Source organism: Azoarcus sp. PA01, assembly GCA_001274695.2.
GTDB lineage: Bacteria > Pseudomonadota > Gammaproteobacteria > Burkholderiales > Rhodocyclaceae > Aromatoleum.
In genome coordinates this window covers 960,279-979,464 of record LARU01000004.1, presented here as the reverse complement: position 1 = coordinate 979,464, position 19,186 = coordinate 960,279, and the positions used below count along the sequence as shown (strand labels likewise).

The 19,186-nt window shown below is 65.6% G+C and carries 16 protein-coding genes; 5 read left to right on the top strand and 11 right to left on the bottom strand.

Annotated features, from left to right (window positions below; translation table 11 throughout):
* Positions 1-570 precede the first annotated feature (570 nt).
* A complete protein-coding gene (locus PA01_16700; protein ID KON80060.1) occupies positions 571-1,590 on the bottom strand; it encodes a Fe(3+) ABC transporter substrate-binding protein in 1,020 nt (339 codons plus the stop codon).
* A 118-nt stretch (positions 1,591-1,708) separates the two neighbouring features.
* On the opposite strand from PA01_16700, the gene PA01_16695 reads away from it, so the two are divergent.
* Positions 1,709-2,044, top strand: coding sequence for a DUF2325 domain-containing protein (locus PA01_16695; GenBank protein ID KON80059.1), 336 nt, complete (start codon positions 1,709-1,711; stop codon positions 2,042-2,044).
* Positions 2,045-2,054: 10 nt separating this feature from the next.
* On the opposite strand, the gene PA01_16690 is transcribed toward PA01_16695, so the two are convergent.
* From PA01_16690 to PA01_16665, 6 genes are all read right to left on the bottom strand, one after another.
* Entirely contained in the window at positions 2,055-2,621 is a 567-nt protein-coding gene (locus PA01_16690; protein KON80412.1) for a C40 family peptidase, read from the bottom strand.
* The gene (locus PA01_16685) at positions 2,621-3,265 is read right to left on the bottom strand and encodes a 3'-5' exonuclease (GenBank protein ID KON80058.1); all 645 of its coding nucleotides are present in this window, start codon (positions 3,263-3,265) and stop codon (positions 2,621-2,623) included. Before PA01_16685 ends, PA01_16690 begins: the two co-directional genes overlap by 1 nt.
* Positions 3,262-5,157, bottom strand: coding sequence for a DUF294 nucleotidyltransferase-like domain-containing protein (locus tag PA01_16680; GenBank protein KON80057.1), 1,896 nt, complete (start codon positions 5,155-5,157; stop codon positions 3,262-3,264). Before PA01_16680 ends, PA01_16685 begins: the two co-directional genes overlap by 4 nt.
* 116 nt (positions 5,158-5,273) lie before the next feature.
* Positions 5,274-6,680, bottom strand: a complete 1,407-nt coding sequence (locus tag PA01_16675; protein ID KON80056.1) for a PhoH family protein — start codon at positions 6,678-6,680, stop codon at positions 5,274-5,276.
* A gap of 35 nt (positions 6,681-6,715) precedes the next feature.
* Positions 6,716-7,183 (bottom strand): peroxiredoxin, encoded by a 468-nt coding sequence (locus PA01_16670; GenBank protein KON80055.1) that lies wholly within the window; start codon positions 7,181-7,183, stop codon positions 6,716-6,718.
* Positions 7,184-7,267: 84 nt separating this feature from the next.
* Positions 7,268-7,642: an Mth938-like domain-containing protein gene (locus PA01_16665; protein ID KON80054.1), complete on the bottom strand. Its 375-nt coding sequence runs from the start codon at positions 7,640-7,642 to the stop codon at positions 7,268-7,270.
* 247 nt (positions 7,643-7,889) lie between these two features.
* Between PA01_16665 and PA01_16660 the strand changes: the two genes are divergently transcribed.
* Together PA01_16660 and PA01_16655 are read left to right on the top strand one after the other, a co-directional pair.
* On the top strand, positions 7,890-9,110 hold the full coding sequence (locus PA01_16660; GenBank protein KON80411.2) for a pyridoxal phosphate-dependent aminotransferase: 1,221 nt from the start codon (positions 7,890-7,892) through the stop codon (positions 9,108-9,110).
* A gap of 81 nt (positions 9,111-9,191) precedes the next feature.
* Positions 9,192-10,502: a homoserine dehydrogenase gene (locus PA01_16655; GenBank protein ID KON80053.1), complete on the top strand. Its 1,311-nt coding sequence runs from the start codon at positions 9,192-9,194 to the stop codon at positions 10,500-10,502.
* 180 nt (positions 10,503-10,682) lie between these two features.
* Here PA01_16655 and PA01_16650 read toward each other — a convergent pair whose 3' ends face one another.
* Entirely contained in the window at positions 10,683-12,107 is a 1,425-nt protein-coding gene (locus tag PA01_16650) for an aldehyde dehydrogenase family protein (protein KON80052.1), read from the bottom strand.
* Between the two features lie 374 nt (positions 12,108-12,481).
* Here PA01_16650 and PA01_16645 point away from each other — a divergent pair, with 374 nt between their 5' ends.
* A complete protein-coding gene (locus PA01_16645) occupies positions 12,482-13,999 on the top strand; it encodes a methyl-accepting chemotaxis protein (protein ID KAI5912360.1) in 1,518 nt (505 codons plus the stop codon).
* Positions 14,000-14,145: 146 nt separating this feature from the next.
* Positions 14,146-15,585 carry a threonine synthase gene (gene thrC / locus PA01_16640; GenBank protein KON80051.1) on the top strand — a complete coding sequence of 480 codons (1,440 nt, stop codon included), beginning with the start codon at positions 14,146-14,148 and terminating at the stop codon, positions 15,583-15,585.
* A gap of 118 nt (positions 15,586-15,703) precedes the next feature.
* Here thrC and nadC read toward each other — a convergent pair whose 3' ends face one another.
* The 3 genes from nadC to PA01_16625 all read right to left on the bottom strand — a co-directional run bounded on the left by nadC (position 15,704) and on the right by PA01_16625 (position 19,120).
* Positions 15,704-16,552, bottom strand: a complete 849-nt coding sequence (nadC, locus tag PA01_16635) for a carboxylating nicotinate-nucleotide diphosphorylase (GenBank protein KON80050.1) — start codon at positions 16,550-16,552, stop codon at positions 15,704-15,706.
* Between the two features lie 31 nt (positions 16,553-16,583).
* A complete protein-coding gene (locus tag PA01_16630) occupies positions 16,584-17,540 on the bottom strand; it encodes a DMT family transporter (protein ID KON80049.1) in 957 nt (318 codons plus the stop codon).
* Between the two features lie 74 nt (positions 17,541-17,614).
* A complete protein-coding gene (locus PA01_16625; protein KON80048.1) occupies positions 17,615-19,120 on the bottom strand; it encodes a bifunctional ADP-dependent NAD(P)H-hydrate dehydratase/NAD(P)H-hydrate epimerase in 1,506 nt (501 codons plus the stop codon).
* Between the last annotated feature and the right edge of the window lie 66 nt (positions 19,121-19,186).

Below are 19,186 nucleotides of genomic sequence, written 5' to 3'. Positions count from 1 at the left end.
GGCCGAGTGGGACGAACTCATCGAACTCGAAATTTCAATGGCTCCGGGCAACCGTGAAGGTGCTCCGCAGCCGGGCGCACGGCGCATGGATTCGGGAACGGGAGGGCCCCGCAAGCCGGGGCGGCACGCGAAACCGGGCGGCAGCCAGCCGCGCTCCGGGCCTCAGGGCCCGAGACCTCCGGCCCAGCCGAAACCGCAGGGCCAGGCGAAACCGGCCGAAGACGGACAACCCAGAAAGCCGGCAAGAAAGTTCCGCAAGCGGCCGCCGAAGGAAACGCCGCCGCAATAAGCGTATCGCCGGGGTCCCGTTCAGGGGGAACACGATCCTGATCATCCCCGGTTTGTCGCCGCAGGCCGCATGACGGTCGATAATGCCGCCGTCCATGCGAACGTCGCCGGCCAGCGACCGAAGCGCATGGAGAAAAAGCGTTTGAGCATCAGGAGCGACGTGCCGCCTTGAACGAAGGGCGCATATTACTCCTTCGGTTGCGAATGCAGGAATACGGTAGAGAATGACGAAAAAAAGCCGCCCTGCAGGGCGGCCTTGGTATCAGCAATACCGGATACGGCTTAGCGGAAACCGGCGCGGTCGTAGATGCGCTGGGCTTCGGCCGCAGTCTTGGCCAGATCGCCGACCGGCAGCGTATCCGCCTTGAAGTCGCCGAGCGCGTCGAGTGCGGGGTTGGTGACTTTCACATTCTTGACCACCGGCCATTCATTGTTGCCGTTGGCGAAATATTTCTGTGCACTGTCCGAAGCGAGGTATTCGAGGAACTTGACGGCGGCTGCCTTGTTCGGGGCGTGCTTCAGCATGCCGGCGCCGGAGATGTTGATGTGCGTGCCCCAGGTGTTCTGGTTGGGCCACACCGTACCGATCTTCGCGACGACCGCCTTGTCCTCTTCCTTCGTCGAGTTCATCAGCCGTGCGAGGTAGTAGCTGTTCGCGATCGCGACACCGCACTCGCCGGCGGCGACGGCCTTGATCTGGTCGGTGTCGCCGCCTTTCGGCGCGCGGGCGAAGTTCGCGACGAGATCGCGCGCCCACTTCTCGGTCTTCTCGGCCCCCTCGTGATTGATCATCGCGGCGCCGAGAGAAATGTTGTACGGATGGCTTCCGGAGCGCGTGCAGACCTTGCCTTTCAGCTCGGGGCTGGCAAGGCTGGCGTAGGTCGCGACCTGTTCGGGTTTCACCGTTTCCTTGTTGTAGACGATCACGCGCGCGCGGGTCGAATACGAGAACCAGTTGTCGGTGCGCAGGTGGTTAGGGATCCGCTCTTCGAGCACCTTCGACTTCACCGGAGCGAAGACGCCGAGCTCGTCGGCCTTTGCCAGGCGCGATGCGTCGACGGTGATGAACACGTCGGCCGGGCTGTTCGCGCCTTCATTGCGGATCCGCTCCAGCAGTTCGTCTTCCTTGCCCTCGATGCGGTTGATCTTGATGCCGGTCTGCTTCGTGAAGTCCTGGTAGAGGGCTTCGTCGGTCTGGTAGTGACGGGCTGAGTAGAGGTTCAGCTCGTTGTCCGCTGCCTGTGCCTGGACAGCGGCCAGGCCGAGGCCAATCAGGACGGAGGCAAGGAGGGTCTTCTTCATAACTGGGCGCCTTTATGGGTGGATTGACCGTCGCATAATAACGATAACGATTCGCAGTTGCAATCCACTGGTATTAGGTGCAATATGGATGCGAATAATTCTCAACAAGGAGATTCGCATGAACGCCCTGATCGTCGGCGCCGACCGCCTCGGCAACATCCCGGACGTCCTCGCGGGGTTCGGCATCCGTATCGCGGCACACGTCAGCGGCCGCGACAGCGCGCACCAGCGCCGCAGCGCACCGTTGCCGGCCGGCATCCAGATGGTGATTCTGTTTACCGATTTTCTCGGCCACAACGTGATGCAGCGTTTTCGCGAGGCCGCCAGCCGCGAAGGGGTGATGCTGGTGTGCTGCCGCCGGTCGGTGTGCGCGCTGCAGCAGGCGCTCGGACGCCGCATCGAGCAGGCCGACTGCGAAGGCTGCCGGGGCGGTTGCGCGACGGGCAGGAAGTGATCGACCGCCGCTAGCGGGGCAGCATCGCGCCGGCTTCCGGCAGCAGGCGACGCGCGCCGTTGAAACGCTGGCTCCAGTAACGCTCCCCGATCTCGTCGATGCGCACCCGGCCGCCGCTCGCCGGCGCATGCAGGAAGCGTCCCTCGCCCATGTAGATGCCGACGTGCGAGAACGTGCGCCGCATGGTGTTGAAGAACACCAGGTCGCCCGGTTTCAGGTCCTGCCGGCCCACCTTGTCGCCGAGGCGCGCCATTTCCCGCGCGGTGCGCGGCAGGTTGAGGCCGAGCGCGTTGCGAAACACGTTCTGCACAAGGCCGCTGCAGTCGAGCCCGGTCGCCGGGGAATTCCCGCCGAAGCGGTAGCGGATACCCAGATACTCCATGCCCTGGTTCATCAGTTCCTGGGCGGCGTTGCCATAGCGCTCGATCAGGTCGACCGAGCCGTTCTCCGCAAGGGCGTCGCGTTCTTCCGCGGCCATGGCGGGCATCGCGACAGCCAGTGCGAAGGCGGTCAGCAGCGCGGCGAGGACGCTTATGCGCGACAGCGTCCCGCCGGGCGGAGCGCCCGGATCTTTCATCATGTCTGGCGTCTCAGCTGGCGGCACGAGCGCTCCAGTTCGGCGAGGCTGCGCGGCGTGTTGAGTCCGAGCGTGAGCGCGCGTGCCTGGGCGGCGAGCATCAGCTGGGCGATCGCCCACGCGTCGCCGAGTGCGTGGTGGCGCTGGAAAGTCTCGATTCCGAACGCCTTCATCCAGTCCGCCAGGCGCGCGGGACGGTCGATGAGCTCGCCGTACAGGGCCGGCAGCAGCCAGTGAAGATCGAGCCAGGTCCATTCGGGCTTGATCCCGAGGTGTTCGCCAAGGGCGCGTTCGAGCAGAGTGCGGTTGAAGCCTGCATTGAAAACCACGACCGGACCGGCCCCGGAGAACGTCAGCAGGTTGATCAGGGCGGTCGCCGGATCGGGTTCGAGCCTTGCGTAATAACTCGCGGTCGGCGACAGCAGTCCGCCGTCGACTGCGATGGCGCCGACCGCGAGGAGACGGGCGGCGTCCAGATCCAGCCCGGTCGCCTCGGTATTGACGATGACATAGCGCGCTTCGAAGTGCGCGACGCCCAGATCCGGCTCGGGCGCCGCCTGCCAGTACGCCAGCGTCTCGCGCAGCGCGAGGTCGAGCGCCCTGATGTCGGCGCGGTTCGAGAGCAGTCGCGTGAACCAGTTCATAGCTGGTAGTCGAGCTTCAGCCGGAGCTGCAGCTTGCGGGCCTGGCGAAACGCTTCCTTGAGGATGCGACGGTCGAGTTCGTTGAGTTCGTCGGGATTGATGCGGTTGTCGCCCGGCGAATCGTGTTCGGTCTCGAGATGCTGCGAGCGCAGGCGCAGCAACTGGATGAAGTGGAAGCCGTCGATCAGCGCCGCGATTTCCTCGGCTTGCATGCCCATCTTCGCGCCGGCCTGGCGCAGGCGCTGGACGGTGCTGCTCGACGCGACGCCGGTGCGCAGCGCGAGGATGCGGGCGACGTCGACGAACAGGCGGGCGCCGCATTTTTTCAGGTCGATCGTGCCATCGTCGTCCAGCACGAAATCGCGAATGCGCCCGAGCGGCGGGGCGACCTGCAGCGCGTTCACCGCCATCATGCGCAGGAAAGCGGTATTCGCGCGTGCGGTATTGTTCAGCCACGCGCGCAACTGGTCGCCGAGCCGTTCGTTGCCGCACAGCACGCGGTAATCGAAGAAGATCGACGCATTGAGCAGCGCCTGCGGGTCCGGTTCGCGGATCCAGTCGCCGAAACGCCCTCGCCATTCCTCGACCGTCAGGCACAGCTCCGGGTTGCTCGCCATGATGTTGCCCTTGCACAGCGGGAAGCCGCAGGCCGCGAGGTTTTCGTTCACCTCCCGGGCGAATGCGAGCAGGCGCTTGCGCACGGCTTCTCTGCCGTCCGGGGGACTGACGAAGATCACGCCGTTGTCCTGGTCCGACGACAGGGTCTGTTCATGCCGTCCTTCCGAGCCGAACGCGAGCCAGGCGTAATCGATGCCGTGAATGTCGTGGCTGGCGGCGGCAAGGTCGATGATGCGGCGCGTGAGCGCGTCGTTGAGCGCGGAGATGAACTGGGTCAGCTGTTCGGCGCCGACGCCCTGGGCGATCAGGTTCAGCGCGAGCTGGCGAATGTCGCGGCTCGCCCGCTGCAGACCCTCGACATCCGCCGCGCCTTCGATGCCGGCGCGAACCTGGCGCAGGCTAATGCGCTGCAGCGAGAACAGGTCTCGCTCGGACACGACGCCCGTGAGCCTATCGTCGCTGTCGGTGACGAGCAGGTGACGCACGCCGTGCGTCGCCATCTCGAGCGCCGCGTCGTACGCGGACGCCGAGGCCGGCATCCGGTGCGGGTCACGAGTCATCACCTCGCTGATCGGGCGCTGCAGGTCGATCGCCGGCAAAACGATGCGCGACAGCAGGTCGCTCTGCGTGAGGATGCCGACCGGGCGCTGTTCGCCGTCGACGATGACCATGCAGCCGAGGCGCATTTCGGACATCTTTTCGAGCGCCGCGCGGATCGTCGTGCCGGGTGCGACGAAGATCGCTTCCTTCTTCACGAGTTCGCCCAGCGGCGTCGTCATCGTCTGCTGCTCGGCGGCGCGCTGCGCGAAGCTGGTCTGCAGCTGCTGGCGCGACTGGTTCAACAGGCTGGCGATGTATTGGGTGCAGAACAGATGGAACACCGGGCTCATCTGCATCAGCTTGAGAAAGTCTTCGGCCGACAGCTGGTAGATGAAGCTGTCCTCGACGGCGACGTAGCTGTTCGTCGAGGGACGCTGCGCCGAGATCGCGCCGATCGGAAAGCATTCGCCCGGCCCGAGCGTCATCGTCGTGTAATCCGTGACGGTCGCCGGGCTGAACTGGCGCGCCTGCACCTTGCCGCGCTGGACGATATGGAAATGCCGTGGCTGCCCCATTTCCGGCGTCAGGATCTCGCTGCCCCGGACATGAAATGCCAGCACTGCGCGCTCGGCGAGGAAGTCGAGCGCGGGCGGCTCCATCCCGTTGAACGGCGAGAAGCGCTTGAGAAAATCCGAGCTGGCGCCGATCAGCATTCCGGCGGCGGTGGCGGTCATGGGGGCTCTTCCGCACAAAAAACCCGCGCATTATAGGCCGCGTACCGGTTAATCGGGATGATCCGGAAATGTTTCAGAGGCGGAGGTGCGCCCGCCGCTGTGGCGGGCGCCCGCGCCTACAGCACGTCGGCCGCGTGATCCGCGAGCCGCGAACGTTCGCCGCGCTGCAGCGTGATGTGGCCCGAGTGCAGCCAGTCCTTGAAGCGATCGACGACGAAAGTCAGGCCCGAGCTGCCTTCAGTCAGATAGGGGGTGTCGATCTGCGCGATGTTGCCGAGGCACACGACCTTGGTGCCGGGGCCGGCGCGCGTGATCAGCGTCTTCATCTGCTTCGGCGTGAGGTTCTGCGCTTCGTCGATGATCAGGAACTTGTTGATGAACGTGCGCCCGCGCATGAAGTTCAGGCTCTTGATCTTGATGCGGCTGCGGATCAGGTCGCGCGTCGCGGCGCGGCCCCAGTCGCCGCCTTCGCCGGCCGTGCCGTTCAATACGTCGAGGTTGTCCTCGAGCGCACCCATCCACGGCGCCATTTTCTCTTCCTCGGTGCCGGGCAGGAAGCCGATGTCCTCGCCGACCGGCACGGTGACGCGCGTCATGATGATTTCTGAATAGCGCTTGGCTTCGAGCACCTGGGTGAGGCCGGCGGCGAGCGTCAGCAGCGTCTTGCCGGTGCCGGCCTGGCCGAGCAGCGTGACGAAGTCGATTTCCGGGTTCATCAGCAGGTTGAACGCGAAGTTCTGCTCGCGATTGCGCGCGGTGATGCCCCACACGTTGTTCTTGGTGTGCGCGTAGTCGATCAGCGTTTCGAGCAGCACGCTGCGCCCGTTGCGCTCCTTCACCCACGCCTGCAGCGGCGCCTCGCCATTCTGGAACAGGAACTCATTGACCAGCAGTTCCGGGGCCAGCGGACCGCTGAGGCGGTAATAGGTGCGGCTGTCCTCCTTCCACGATTCCATGCCCTTCCCATGGGTGTCCCAGAAGTCGGGCGGCAGTTCGCGCCAGCCGCTGTAGAGAAGATCGGTATCCTCCAGCACCTTGTCGTTGAAGTAATCCTGCGCGTCGAGGCCCAGCGCGCGGGCCTTGATGCGCATGTTGATGTCCTTGGAGACGAGGATCACCGGGCGCTGCGGGAAGCGCTCGGCCAGGTGCATCACGACCGCGAGGATGTGGTTGTCGCCTTTCGCGGTGGGCAGCGCGGCGGGCAGGGCGACGTTGATCGCTTCGGTCTGCAGGAACAGCTTGCCGGTCGCCAGCCCCCGCGACGGGCCGTCGAGGGCGATGCCCGCGTGGATGTCGTCCGGGCTCCCGCTGACGATGTCGTCCATCATGCGGCTCGCCTGGCGAGCGTTGCGGGCAACTTCGGACATCCCTTTCTTGTTCGCGTCGAGCTCTTCGAGCGTCATGATCGGGACGAAGAGGTCATGTTCCTCGAAGCGATAGAGGCTCGTCGGATCGTGCATCAGCACGTTGGTGTCGAGGACGAACAGCTTGGTCTTCTGGGTGCGGGGCGCGCGTTTGGTCATGGAGTGCGGAGTAGGTGGGAGGAGTCCGGCCGGATCTAAAGGGTGGTGACGAAGTCGAGCACTTCCTGGACGTGTCCGGGCACCTTGACGCCGCGCCATTCGCGCCGCATCGCGCCCTCGGCGTCGAGGACGAAAGTGCTGCGCTCGATGCCGCGCACCTGTTTGCCGTACATGTTCTTCATCTTGATGACGCCAAACGCGTTGCAGGCGACTTCGTCGGGGTCGGAAATCAGCTCGAACGGCAGCGCGAGCTTGGCCTTGAAGTTCTCGTGAGACTTGAGGCTGTCGCGTGAGATGCCGAAGACTTCGCAGCCGGCGGCGCGAAACGCCGCGTAGTGATCGCGAAAGTCCGCCGTTTCATTCGTGCATCCGGGCGTGCTGTCCTTCGGATAGAAGTACAGCACGACCTTGGTGCCGCGCAGGGCGGCCACCGCAACGGTGCTTCCGCCGGTGGCGGGCAGGCTGAAGTCGGGGGTGGTGGACGAAGTGACGCTTGCGCTCATGGACCCTCCAGCGAAAATGGATGGCTGCAGCGTAGCGGACAAACGTTGCAGCTGACAATGCGCGCCGGAAGGCGGGCGCGGCATTCAGGGCGCGTCGAAAATCAGTGCGGCCGCGACGGCGCGACCTTCGGTGGCGAGAATATTGTAGGTGCGACAAGCCGCTGCGAGATCCATGACTTCGTAGCCGATACCGGCGTCGATCAGCGGGCGCAGCACGCGTGGCGACGGGAAGCGCAGCCGCGCCCCGGTGCCGAGGAGCACGACCTCGGGTCCGAGTTCGCGTAGCGCGACGAAATCGTCGGCAGCAAGCTCGTCGAATCCGGCCGCTCCCCACTCCAGCACGCGCTCGCTCATCACGATGAGGTTGCCCTCGTGGCGCACCTTGTTGACCATCACATGATCGACGGCATAGCCGGTGAAGAGGTTGAGGTTCGGGTTCTGTTCGAGATTCAGCTTCATGACGGTTCGCTCGGTCGGCAAAATTGCCGGGGGGGGCGGGCTTGGATAAGATAGCTTCTTTTCGCTCGCCGGTCCGGCACGAGGCATTCTACCCCGGCGAGCGAAAACCTTGCGCGCCGCTGCCGTGGTGCGGAGTATCCAGATCATGCGAAAGAAAGGACGGATTGCGATGAGCCTCGAGCCCAAACTGCGCGTTGCCCCTCTGGTGGCGCAAACCCAGGCGTCCGCGCTGGTGCCCGACACGCGGATGGTGCGCAAGTCCGCAAAACTCGCCAACGTCTGCTACGACATTCGCGGGCCGGTGCTGGTCAAGGCCAAGCAGATGGAGGACGAAGGGCACAAGATCATCAAGCTGAACATCGGCAACCTCGCCGCATTCGGCTTCGATGCGCCCGAGGAAATCCAGCTCGACATGATCCGCAACCTGCCGAATTCGGCAGGCTACTCGGATTCGAAAGGCATCTTCGCCGCGCGCAAGGCGGTGATGCACTACACGCAGCAAAAGCACATCAAGGGCGTGACGCTCGAGGACATCTACATCGGCAACGGTGTGTCCGAGCTGATCGTGATGGCGATGAACGCGCTGCTGAACATCGGCGACGAGGTGCTCGTGCCGGCCCCCGATTACCCGTTGTGGACCGCCGCGGTGAGCCTGTCGGGCGGTACGCCGGTGCATTACATCTGTGACGAAGCCAACGAATGGCTGCCCGACCTCGACGACATGCGCGCGCGCATCACGCCGAACACGCGCGCGATCGTCGTCATCAACCCCAACAACCCGACCGGCGCGCTGTACCCGGACCACATCCTGCAGGGCATCGTCGACATTGCCCGGGAGCACGGCCTGATCCTCTACGCCGACGAGGTGTACGACAAGGTGCTGTACGACGGCGCGACGCACCGGTCGATGGGTTCGTTCTCCGAGGACGTGCTGACGATCCTGTTCAACGGCCTGTCGAAGAACTACCGTTCGTGCGGCTACCGCGCCGGATGGATGGTCGTGTGCGGCGACAAGCGCCATGCGCAGGACTACATCGAAGGGCTCAACATGCTAGCGTCGATGCGGCTGTGCGCGAACGTGCCGGGGCAGTACGCGATCCAGACCGCGCTCGGCGGCTACCAGAGCATCGACGACCTGGTCGCGGAAGGCGGGCGCATGCGCCGCCAGCGCGACCTCGCGCACGAGCTGATCAGCGCGATTCCCGGCGTCAGCTGCGTCAAGCCGAAAGCGACGCTGTACATGTTTCCGAAACTCGACCCGAAGCTTTACCCGATCGACGACGACCAGGCGTTCATCGCCGAACTGCTCGAAGAAGAGCGCGTGCTGCTTGTGCAGGGCAGCGGCTTCAACTGGCCATACCCGGATCATTTCCGGCTCGTCTTCCTGCCGCACGAGGATGACCTGCGCGACGCGATCGCACGGATCGCGCGCTTCCTCGAGCAGTACCGCAAGCGGCACGCGCCCTGAACGCGGTCGTCTGACTCGAGCGGCGCATCCGACCGGCTCACTCAGCCGAATTTCCAACCGAATCTTATCGAACGAGCTTTTATGAAACCGATCAATGTTGGCCTGCTGGGCATCGGTACCGTCGGCGGCGGTACTTTCACCGTTCTGAAGCGCAACGAGGAAGAAATCACCCGTCGCGCCGGTCGCCCGATCCGCGTCACCGCAGTGGCCGACAAGAATCTCGAACTCGCGCGCACCGTCGCAGGCAGCGGCGTGCGGCTGACCGACGACGCGTTCTCGGTCGTCGCCGACCCCGAGATCGACATCGTCGTCGAGCTGATCGGCGGTTACGGCGTCGCGAAGGAACTGGTGCTGAAGGCGATCGACAACGGCAAGCACGTCGTCACGGCGAACAAGGCGCTGCTCGCGGTGCACGGCAACGAGATCTTCGCCGCGGCCCAGAAAAAGGGCGTCATGGTCGCGTTCGAAGCCGCGGTCGCGGGCGGCATCCCGATCATCAAGGCGCTGCGCGAAGGCCTGTCGGCGAACCGCATCCAGTGGCTCGCCGGCATCATCAACGGCACGACGAACTTCATCCTGTCGGAGATGCGCGACAAGGGGCTGCCGTTCACTGACGTGCTCCGGCAAGCGCAGGCGCTCGGCTATGCCGAAGCCGACCCGACCTTCGACATCGAAGGGGTCGATGCCGCGCACAAGGCGACGATCATGAGCGCGATCGCGTTCGGCGTGCCGATGCAGTTCGAGGCCGCGCACGTCGAAGGCATCACGAACCTCGACAGCGTCGATATCGCCTACGCCGAACAGCTCGGCTATCGCATCAAGCTGCTCGGCATCTCGCGCATGCGCCCCGAAGGCATCGAACTGCGCGTGCACCCGACGTTGATTCCGGCCAAGCGCCTGATCGCGAACGTCGAGGGCGCGATGAACGCCGTCGTCGTCCATGGCGATGCGGTCGGCGCGACGCTGTACTACGGCAAGGGCGCCGGCGCCGAGCCGACCGCGAGCGCGGTGATCGCCGACCTCGTCGATGTCACCCGCCTGCACACTGCGGACCCCGAGCATCGCGTGCCGCATCTCGCTTTCCAGCCCGACCAGGTCCGCGACCTCAAGGTGCTGCCGATCGACGAGGTCGTGACCTCCTATTACCTTCGCATGCGCGTCGAGGACAAGCCGGGCGTGCTCGCCGACATCACCCGAATCCTCGCCGACAGCGGCATATCGATCGAAGCGATGATCCAGAAGGAAGCGCCGGAGGGCACGTCGCAGACCGACATCATCATGCTGACCCACATCACGATCGAGAAGAACGCCAACGCGGCGATCGCGAAAATCGAAGCCCTGCCGGTCGTGCAGGGCAAGCTCACGCGTCTGCGCATGGAAAGCCTGCAGTAAGCGCGGCCGTCAAAAAAAACGCCCCGGCTGCCGGGGCGCAAGCGGATCGTCCCGGGCCAGGTGGAGGAGACCGGACCCGTCAGCGGCGACCCGCGCGAATGTACCGATGCGAAACTGGGCCATGCGGCCGGGTGGTTTCCCGGTCGCCGCACTACCGCCCGGCCGCGCGCGGAAACCCCGCTACGCCTTCATGATCTTCAGCGTCTGGATCGAAGTGTATTCCTCGAGCCCGTAGCGGCCGAACTCGACGCCCAGGCCCGACTGCTTGACGCCGCCGAACGGCGCGTCGGGTTGCACGGCGCCGTGCTCGTTCACCCACGCGGTGCCGCATTCGAGGCGCAACGCGAGCTCGGCGGCTTTCGCACGGTCTTTCGACCAGATCGAGCCGCCCAGTCCGTTTTCATTGTCGTTCGCGCGCGCGATCACTTCCTCGAGGTCGGAGTAGCGGATCACCGGCAGCACCGGGCCGAACTGCTCCTCGTCGACGACGCGCATGCCGTCCTTCGCGTCCGCGATCACGGTCGGCTCGAAGAAGAAGCCGCCGCCGGCCCGTGCCTTGCCGCCGGACAGGATGCGCGCGCCCTGCGCCCGCGCGTCCTCGACGAGTTCCTGCACGAAATCCATCTGCGCCTTGTTCTGCACCGGTCCGAGCTGTGTCCCTTCGACCAATCCGTCGCCGACGACCGTCTCCTTGGCGATACGGGCCAGCTCCGCGCACACTTCGTCGTAGATGCTGTCGTGCACATAGAGGCGCTTGAGGCACGCGCAGGTCTGGCCGTTGTTGTGGAAGCCGACGCCGAAGAGCTTCGGCGCGATCGCTTTCGGATCGACGTCGGGCAGCACGATGCCCGCATCGTTGCCGCCGAGCTCGAGCGTGAGCCGCTTCAGGTTGCCGGCGGCGTTCTGCATGATGTTCTTGCCGGTCGGTGTCGAACCCGTGAACACGATCTTGTTGATGTCCGGGTGCTTCGCGATCGCCGAGCCGACGCCGGATTCGCCGGTGACGATGTTCAGCACGCCCGGCGGCAGGATCGCATTGGCCAGCTCGACGAAACGGATCGTCGCGGTCGGCGTCAGGCCCGACGGCTTGATGACGACGGTGTTGCCTGCGCGCAGCGCCGGGATCACGTGCCAGATCGCGATCATCAGCGGCCAGTTCCACGGCGTGATCGAGCCGACCACGCCGAGCGGCTTGCGATGCACTTCGATGCGCGCATCGTCGTTGTCCTGGATCACCTCGACGGGCAGCTCGAGGTCGGCGGTGACGTGCGTCCACGCGATCGCCCCCCCGACTTCCATCCCCGATCCGACGCCGTTCAGCCCGCCGAGCGGCTTGCCCGCCTCTTTCGTGACCAGTTCCATCAGCTCCGGCATGTTCGCTTCGAGCGCCGCGCCGAGCGCGTGCATCAGGCGCTTGCGCTCGGCGTCCGGAGTGCGGCTCCACGCGGGGAACGCTGCGCGCGCCGCTGCGACAGCCTGGTCGACGTGCGAGGCGTCGCCCGCCTGCACCTGCGCGAACACTTCGCCGGTCGCCGGATTGACGACGTCGAAGGTGCTGCCGGCACGCACCGGCCGGCCGTTGATGATCATGTCGAAAACCTGCATCTCGTCTCCTTCACGCTTGCGTCGAAGCGAATTGTTGTAAGTCACCGGCCATCGCGGCGGGCGATGGTCGCAAGCCTATGGGACGCGACGCCCACAGTGTTATCCGAGATCGGCAAGCGCGCGCTCGGGACGGCAGGAGCGGTGCCCCGCGCGGCCCGCGACCGGCGACTCCATCCGGCTCGCGCCGTGTGGTCGGTAGCCCAGCGAGCAGCGAACACGGAAGGGACGCTCGCGCAGATCCGCTGCCGATCGGCTAAAGGTTGCGCGGAAACGGACGATAGACAGCATCAGGCCGGAGATCGACGGTCGCGCTTCAAGTGGAACTGGACAACTGCGCCGTCGATGAATTCCGAAAACAAGACCCAGGAGACTTCATGAATTCGAATCCGCGCAGCGGTCTTGCTGCATCGTTGTTCCCGTTTCTGCGCAAAAGCCGCGACGAGACCTCGCGCTCGCTGGCGGATCTCGGTGGGGAACGTCCGGATATCGGCGAGAAGGCGACCGGCGTGCGAAGCGGGTTTGTCGCGCAGGTCCGGGAGACGATCGCCGCGCTGCGCGGCAAAGGTTCGAGCATCGCCGTCGAGGCGGCGAAACTGAACCTGCGCATTCATCAGACCACGGTCAGCGCGAACCGCCAGCGTGAGCTCGCGGCGCTGGTTTTCGATGCGAGTCAGACCACTCGCACGGCCGTATCGCGGGTGAGCGCGCACGCCGACGAGATCGACGTCGCGACCGCCGCGAACCTGGAGGCGGTGCAGACGAACTATCGGGAACTGCTCGAAGTCGCCGAACGTATCAGCGGGATCAGCGAGAAAGTGCAATCTTTCGATCGCATCGTCGCCGAGCTGAACAATCATTCGGCAAAGATCCGGGATATCGGGCTGCTGATCAATCACATCTCGGACCAGACCAACCTGCTCGCGCTCAATGCGGCGATCGAAGCGGCGCGCGCCGGCGAATCCGGTCGAGGCTTCGCAGTGGTTGCGGATGAAGTGCGCAAGCTCGCCGAAAAAGTCAAGGTCGCGACCGGCGTCATCACCGAGAACTCGGACCAGATGCTCGGCCTCGTCGCCGACACCGAAGTCGAAACACGCGGCATTGCCGACGACTCGCAACTCGCGCGGCAGGTGGTGCAGAAGTCTTCGGCGAATTTCGCCGCGATGATCGGAGAATTGCAGCGCGTCGGCGCCCAGATGAAAGTCATCACCCACTCGATTCACGAGATCCGCAACACCAACGAGACGGTGCATGAGCGGGTGAACGAGATCAACTCGCTATCCGGGCAGGTGTCGACGCAGATGCTCGAATCGGAACGTTTCTCGAAGGATCTCCGGGAGCATACCGAAGGTCTTCACGCGCTGTCGTCGCGCTTTCGCATCGGCGAGTCGGCCTATGACAGGTTGGCCGCGGTGGCCGAGGAAAGCCGCAACGAGATGGTCGCGTTCCTCGAGGACAAGGCGCGCACGCTGAACATATTCGACACGCGCTACCAGCCGATCCCGAACACGCACCCCCCGAAGTTCCACACCAGCTACGACATGGCGATCGGCAAGGAGCTGCAGGATATTTACGAGCGCGCGCTCGAACGGTTTCCGGGCCTGGCGTTCTGCGCAGCCGTGGACACGAACTGCTACATGCCCGTCCATAATCGGCGTTTTTCCGCCGAGCCCAACGGCGATCCTGAGCATGACCTGCTGTTCAGCCGGCAAAAGCGCATCTACGACGATCCGACATGTCGCCGCGCGCTCGCCAACACGGGGCACGCGCTGCTGCAGACTTACGTGCGCGACACCGGCGAGGTGTTGTGCGATCTTTCGCTGCCGCTCGTCGTCGGCGGCCGCCACTGGGGCGCCTATCGCTTCGGCTTCGCGCCGGCGTTGCTGCAGGATTGAACCGGGAAAGGGGCGTCCGCCCGAATGGACTGGGTCGGCCGGCTGGCGGATAATGCCGCGTTTGTGCCGCCGGCAAGACCGTGCGCCGGCGTTGCAGCGGCCCGCCGACCGTTCCATTTGAACCTGCTCATCTGAAGGACCCCACCGTGAAGTATCTCTCCACTCGCGGCCACGCCGCGCGCCCCGAGTTTTGCGACATTCTGCTTGGCGGCCTTGCACCCGATGGCGGGCTGTACCTCCCCGAAAGCTATCCGCGGATCTCGCGCGCCGAGCTCGACGCGTGGCGCTCGCTGTCGTATGCGGAGCTCGCGTTCGCGATCCTGTCGAAGTTCATCACCGACATTCCCGCCGCCGACCTGAAGACAATCTGCGACCGCACCTACACTGCCGACGTCTATCGCTTCGCGCGCCCGGGTGACGATGCCGCCGCGATCACGCCGGTGCACTGGCTTGAAGCCGGCAAGCTCGGTCTGCTGGAACTGTCGAACGGCCCGACGCTCGCGTTCAAGGACATGGCGATGCAGCTGCTCGGCAACCTGTTCGAGTACGTCCTCGAGCGCCGCGGCGAGACCATCAACATCCTCGGCGCGACTTCCGGCGATACCGGCTCAGCGGCCGAATACGCGATGCGCGGCAAGCACGCCGTGCACGTCTTCATGCTGTCGCCGCATGGCAAGATGAGCGCTTTCCAGCGCGCGCAGATGTATTCGCTGCAGGACGAAAACATCCACAACATCGCCGTCACCGGCATGTTCGACGACGCGCAGGACATCGTCAAAGCGGTTTCGAACGACGCCGCGTTCAAGGCGAAATACAAGATCGGCGCGGTCAATTCGATCAACTGGGCGCGCGTGGCAGCACAGATCGTCTATTACTTCAAAGGCTATTTCGCGGCGACGCGGTCGAACGACGAACAGGTCGCGTTCTGCGTGCCGTCGGGCAATTTCGGCAACATCTGCGCCGGCCACATTGCCCGCCAGATGGGGCTGCCGGTCGCGCGGCTGATCCTCGCGACGAACGAAAACGACGTCCTCGACGAGTTCTTCCGCACCGGCGTCTATCGTCCGCGCAAGGCTGCCGAAACGCACGTCACGTCGAGCCCGTCGATGGACATTTCGAAGGCGTCGAATTTCGAGCGCTTCGTGTTCGACCTCGTCGGGCGCGACCCGCAGCGCGTCGCCGAACTGTGGAAAGCGGTGGATGCCGGCGGCGCTTTCGACCTGTCGACGTCCGCCGATTTCGCCCGCATCGGCGATTTCGCGTTCGTGTCGGGCTGCAGCTCGCACGCGGCGCGGGTCGCGACGATCCGCAAGGTGTTCGAGCAGTACGGCACGATGATCGACACGCACACTGCCGACGGCGTCAAGGTCGCGTGGGACTGCGCCGGCAGCGTGCCAGCGGGCGTGCCGCTGCTGGTGCTCGAAACCGCATTGCCGGCGAAGTTTGCCGAAACGATCCGTGAAGCGCTCGGGCGCGAGCCGGAGCGGCCGGCCGAGCTCGAAGGCATCGAGAATCTGCCGCAGCGCGTCGAACTCATGGCGCCAGACGTCGAGGCGGTCAAGCGCTTCATCGCCGAACGCGTGTAGCCTTGCAGCATAGGGAGGCCGCGAACGGGAATCCGTCCCGGCCTCTGTCAGGCTGTCCGCGTCCTGTTGGGAGAGCGGCTGCTCCGGTGGTTCGTACCTGTCTAACCCGAAGCGGCTTTCATTCCTCGACGTGGCGCAGCGACAGGTCGATCGCCCGGACGTCCTTCGTCAGGCTGCCGATCGAAATACGGTCTACGCCGGTTTCGGCGATCGCGCGCACTTTTTCCAGATTCACTCCGCCCGATGCTTCGAGCTCGGCGCGCCCGTCGGCGATGCGCACCGCTTCGCGCATCGTCTCGAGGCTCATGTTGTCGAGCAGGATCATCTTCGCGCCGGCGTCGAGCGCTTCATGAAGCTCGTCGAGCGTCTCGACCTCGATCTCGATGAACACGTTCGAAGGCGCGATCGCCTGGGCCTGCTCGATGACGCGGGCGATGCTGCCGGCGGCGATGATGTGGTTTTCCTTGACGAGGATGCCGTCGTAGAGTCCGACGCGGTGGTTCACGCCGCCGCCCACCGTCACTGCGTATTTCTGCGCGAGGCGCAGGCCGGGCAGCGTCTTGCGGGTGTCGACGATCTTCGCCCGTGTGCCGGCGATCGCGTCGACGAAACGCCGGGTCGTGGTCGCGGTCGCTGACAGCAACTGCAGAAAATTCAGCGCGGTGCGCTCGGCGGTCAGCAGCACGCGGGCGCTGGCGACGACTTCGCACAGCACCTGGCCCGGTTCGATCCGGTCGCCGTCGCGGACGTGCCAGACGACCGCGGCAGCGGGGCTCATTATCTCGAACGCGGCGTCGAACCACGCGGTGCCGCACAGCACTGCCGCTTCGCGCGTGATGACCCGACCGCGTGCGTCGGTTTCCCACGGGATCAGGCGCGCGGTAAGGTCGCCCGTGCCGACGTCTTCCGCCAGCGAGGCGGCGACGTTGCGCTGGATTTCGATGCGTAGCTGTTGTGACAGATTCATTGGCGTCGGCCTTCGAAGTGGAGCGGGGATTCTAGCGGTTCCGTCCCTTCGATGGCGCGAATCTCGTTTGTCCCGGTGCGGGTCCGGCTGCCGTCGCAAGCGCCTCGTGCCGGCGCTGCGCGATACGGCGGCCATCGACGGCGATCAGCACGCCTGCGCCGCCGATCGTCACGATGCCGACCAGTCCCCAACCGTCCGGCAACTGGCCGAAGCCGAACCAGCCGATCAGGGTCGCCCACAGCAACTGCACGTACAGGATCGGCGACAGCATCGAAGCCGGGGCGTCGCGGAACGCGCGGATCAGCAGGAAATGCCCGCAGCCGCCGTAGATGCCGAGCGATGCGATCAGCAGCGCATCGAGCGCTCCGGGCATCGGGCCCTGCCACAACCACGGCAGCGCGAGGCTCGTGACGCCGGTGCCGACCAGCGCCGTGTAGAACAGCATGTTGACCGGAGTTTCGGTCGGGGAAAGCTGGCGGGTGAGAATCTGATAGGCCGCGTAGCTCACGGCCGCGCCGAGGGCGAGGGCGACGCCTTCGGCCACCAGCGCGCCGCCGGGTCGCGCAATCAGCAGGACGCCGACGAAACCGGTGACGACGGCGACCCAGCGCAACGGGCCGATGCGTTCGCCCAGCAGGGGTCCGGCCATCAGCGTGACCAGCAGCGGCGCGGCGAAGACGATCGCCGTCGTTTCGGCCAGCGGCATCACCTGCAGTGCGGCGATATTGAAAAAAGTCACGGCGAGCAGGCAGGTGGCGCGAACAATCTGTCGTCCCGGCCGCTTCGTCGTGATGAGCTTCAGTCGCATCGACGGCGCCAGGAACACCACCATCAGCAGGAAATGCAGCGCGTAGCGCGACCACACCAGCATCGGGACCGGATAGGTCGCGGCGAGGCGTTTGGCAGTCGCGTCGAGGAGCACGAACAGGAACAGCGCGCCGAGGAGCAGCACGATGCTGCGCAGCGCATGGGGGTGAGTGTCGGCCATGGGGCGGGAGTTCGATTATTGTGGAGGCATACACCCGGAAGTCGCGGACCGAAACACCCGCATCCGCCTTGATTTCAGCGCCCGCGGACGGACTTCACGATCCAGCCGTTGAACACGCCGCGCGCGGCTTCGGAGACTTCGCTCGCCGTCAGGCCGATCGGGCCGATGCCTTCGCGGGCCAAGCGGTCGGCAGCCGCACCGTGCAGATGCACCGCCGCAAGCAGCGCCGAACGGGCGGGCCAGCCCTGGGCGAGCAGGCTGGCGATCAGGCCGGTCAGCACGTCTCCCATGCCCGCGCTCGCCATGCCGGGATGGCCGGTGGTGTTGATGAACCATTGTCCTGTCGTCGTCGCAAGCACGCTGCCGCCTCCCTTGATTACGACGTCGGCGTGAAAGCGCGTCGACAGTTCGAGCGCCGCGGCAACGCGGTCAGCTTGCACGGCAGCGGTGCCGATGCCGAGAAGGCGACCGGCTTCGCCCGGGTGGGGGGTAAGCAGGGTTGGCGCTTCGCGAGCGGCGACCTGCGCTTTCAGGGGTGGCGCCTCGGCCAGCAGGTTGAGCGCGTCGGCGTCAAGCAGCACGGGGCGATCGGAGCGGACCGCACGCTCGAGCAGCGCCAGCGCGGTCGCGCTCGTACCCAGGCCGGGCCCGAGCGCGAGGACGCTGGCCTGTTCGAGAACCTGTTCCGGCCGCTTCAGCATCAGTTCGGGCTGAGTGTGGTCGACTGGAAGCGCGTGATCGTCGACGAGCCCGACATACACGCGGCCGCTCCCGAGTTTCAGCGCCGCGCGGCCCGCGAGCAGCGCTGCGCCGGTCATCCCCGGTGCGCCGCCGATGATGCCGACGTCGCCGTAGCTGCCTTTGTGCGTGTTTTGCCGTCGCGGCTGCAGGAACTCGCGCATCATCGCAGGGCGGATCTCGAATCCCGGCGGCGAAACCCACGCAGCGGGGTCGATGTCGAGTCGATGGACGTGCACCGCGCCGGCGCAGTCCGGCCCGTCGAGCGTCAGCAACCCGGGTTTGAGTGCGATGAAAGTCAGCGTCGCGGTGGCCTGGAACACCGTCCCGAGGATTGCGCCGGTGTCGGCGTCGAGGCCGCTCGGGATGTCGATCGCGAGCCGCGGCGCCTGCTGCGCGTTCATCGTGTCGATCCAGCGGGCGTAGCGGCCTTCGACCGGCCGGCGCAGCCCGATGCCGAACAGCGCGTCGACGACGAGCGCCCAGCCGTTCGCCGGCGCGCCGGGAAAGTCCGAAACCGTTTCGCCGCCCGCGGCGCGCCACGCGGTGAAGGCGGCCGCGGCATCGGGCGGCAGAGTGCCTGGATTTTCGGCGAATGCCACCGTCACCGGCCGCCCGGCCTGCAGGAGCCGGCGGGCCATGACCAGTCCGTCGCCGCCGTTGTTGCCCGGTCCGCACACGATAAGCACCTGTCCTGCGCGGTCCTGCGTCAGGCGCACGGCTTCTTCCGCCGCGGCGCGGCCGGCCCGCTCCATCAGCGACGGCTGGGCGAGCGGTGCGACGCGTGCTTCGATGGTACGGATGCCGGCGACCGGATAGATCGGACTGGGCGGCTGGAACATGGGGTCTCCGGATGACGAGGGAAAGCCCCGATTCTACCGCCCGGCGATTTGTCGATGATGCGTAAC

Excerpts from the sequence above, each read along its gene's own strand:
- PA01_16655 (KON80053.1), top strand. The coding sequence starts at position 9,192 with ATGAAACCGATCAATGTTGGCCTGCTGGGCATCGGTACCGTCGGCGGC.
- nadC (KON80050.1), bottom strand. The coding sequence starts at position 16,552 with ATGAATCTGTCACAACAGCTACGCATCGAAATCCAGCGCAACGTCGCC.
- PA01_16670 (KON80055.1), bottom strand. The coding sequence starts at position 7,183 with ATGAGCGCAAGCGTCACTTCGTCCACCACCCCCGACTTCAGCCTGCCC.
- PA01_16695 (KON80059.1), top strand. The coding sequence starts at position 1,709 with ATGAACGCCCTGATCGTCGGCGCCGACCGCCTCGGCAACATCCCGGAC.
- PA01_16680 (KON80057.1), bottom strand. The coding sequence starts at position 5,157 with ATGACCGCCACCGCCGCCGGAATGCTGATCGGCGCCAGCTCGGATTTT.
- PA01_16645 (KAI5912360.1), top strand. The coding sequence starts at position 12,482 with ATGAATTCGAATCCGCGCAGCGGTCTTGCTGCATCGTTGTTCCCGTTT.
- PA01_16690 (KON80412.1), bottom strand. The coding sequence starts at position 2,621 with ATGAAAGATCCGGGCGCTCCGCCCGGCGGGACGCTGTCGCGCATAAGC.
- PA01_16665 (KON80054.1), bottom strand. The coding sequence starts at position 7,642 with ATGAAGCTGAATCTCGAACAGAACCCGAACCTCAACCTCTTCACCGGC.
- PA01_16660 (KON80411.2), top strand. The coding sequence starts at position 7,890 with ATGGTGCGCAAGTCCGCAAAACTCGCCAACGTCTGCTACGACATTCGC.
- PA01_16625 (KON80048.1), bottom strand. The coding sequence starts at position 19,120 with ATGTTCCAGCCGCCCAGTCCGATCTATCCGGTCGCCGGCATCCGTACC.
- PA01_16675 (KON80056.1), bottom strand. The coding sequence starts at position 6,680 with ATGACCAAACGCGCGCCCCGCACCCAGAAGACCAAGCTGTTCGTCCTC.
- PA01_16650 (KON80052.1), bottom strand. The coding sequence starts at position 12,107 with ATGCAGGTTTTCGACATGATCATCAACGGCCGGCCGGTGCGTGCCGGC.
- PA01_16630 (KON80049.1), bottom strand. The coding sequence starts at position 17,540 with ATGGCCGACACTCACCCCCATGCGCTGCGCAGCATCGTGCTGCTCCTC.
- PA01_16685 (KON80058.1), bottom strand. The coding sequence starts at position 3,265 with ATGAACTGGTTCACGCGACTGCTCTCGAACCGCGCCGACATCAGGGCG.
- PA01_16700 (KON80060.1), bottom strand. The coding sequence starts at position 1,590 with ATGAAGAAGACCCTCCTTGCCTCCGTCCTGATTGGCCTCGGCCTGGCC.